The organism is Mesorhizobium sp. M1A.F.Ca.IN.020.06.1.1 (assembly GCF_004023265.1).
Lineage (GTDB): Bacteria > Pseudomonadota > Alphaproteobacteria > Rhizobiales > Rhizobiaceae > Mesorhizobium.
Genome location: NZ_RZSR01001429.1, coordinates 1 through 999 on the forward strand (window position 1 = coordinate 1; position 999 = coordinate 999).

A 999-nucleotide genomic window follows, 5' to 3' on the forward strand; every position below is an offset into this window, starting at 1 on the left:
GCCCCGGCGGGCCTACGAACAGCACATGGTCGAGCGCCTCGCCGCGGCTCTTGGCGGCATCGACGAAGACCTTGAGATTGGCACGCGCCGCAGCCTGGCCGACGAACTCGTCAAGCGACTGCGGCCGCAAGCTCTGGTCGGCATCCTCGCCACGCTTGTCGGGGGCAATGAGACGGGGCGAAAGGCTCATGCGGTCTTCCTTGCATACGGCAAGGACCGGGACAAGCGCCACCTCACCGCGCCAGCTCCTTCAGGCCGAAGCGGATCAGCTTCGAGGCATCCGCCCCTTCGCCAGCCGACTTTAGGGCCGCGGCCACCGCATTGGCGGCGATGTCGCGCGAATAGCCGAGATTGACCAGCGCCGAGACTGCGTCGGTGATGGGTGCTGCCGCCACGCCTTCGCCAAGCTCCTGCTTGAGGCTGATCGTGCCGGTGGCGGCGCCCGCATAGGCCGGCGCCTTGGTGCGCAATTCGGTGACGATGCGCTCGGCCACCTTCTTGCCGACGCCCGGTGCGCGCGACACCATGGCGATGTCGCGCAACGCGATCGCATTGGCGAGGTCGGGCGGCGCCAGCGTCGACAGCACGGCCAGCGCCACCTTGGCGCCGACGCCCTGCACATTGTTCATCAAAAGGCGGAACCACTCGCGCTCGAGCGGGGTCTGAAAGCCGTATAGCCGGATCATGTCCTCGCGCACATAGGTCTCGATGAACAGCACCACCGCCTCGCCGGGGGACGGCAGCGCGGCAAGCGTGCGCGCCGAGCAATGGGCGACATAGCCGACGCCGTGCACGTCCACGACGCAGGAATCCTCGTCGATCTCATCCAGCGTGCCCTTCAGCTTGCCGATCATGTCCTGGCCTTCATGGATGCGTTTCCGGAGAGACGATTTCGAGGTCGGGGAAATAGCTGCGATAGCGAGGAGCGTCGCGCGTCAATAGGCGGTGACCAGCAACGGCAGCATGAGCACCAATGAAAAAATCCGGCAAGGTCCGCTC

1 protein-coding gene and 2 pseudogenes are annotated in these 999 nt (G+C 66.0%); all 3 read right to left on the reverse strand.

Annotated features, from left to right (window positions below; translation table 11 throughout):
- Nucleotides 1-190 (reverse strand): annotated as a pseudogene (locus EOA60_RS34590) (Holliday junction branch migration DNA helicase RuvB); the annotation flags it as partial.
- Nucleotides 191-233: 43 nt separating this feature from the next.
- A complete protein-coding gene (gene ruvA, locus EOA60_RS34595) occupies nucleotides 234-854 on the reverse strand; it encodes a Holliday junction branch migration protein RuvA (protein WP_095778095.1) in 621 nt (206 codons plus the stop codon).
- Nucleotides 855-864: 10 nt separating this feature from the next.
- Nucleotides 865-999: pseudogene (locus EOA60_RS39460) on the reverse strand (type II toxin-antitoxin system VapC family toxin); the annotation flags it as partial.

Excerpts from the sequence above, each read along its gene's own strand:
- ruvA (WP_095778095.1), bottom strand. The coding sequence starts at position 854 with ATGATCGGCAAGCTGAAGGGCACGCTGGATGAGATCGACGAGGATTCC.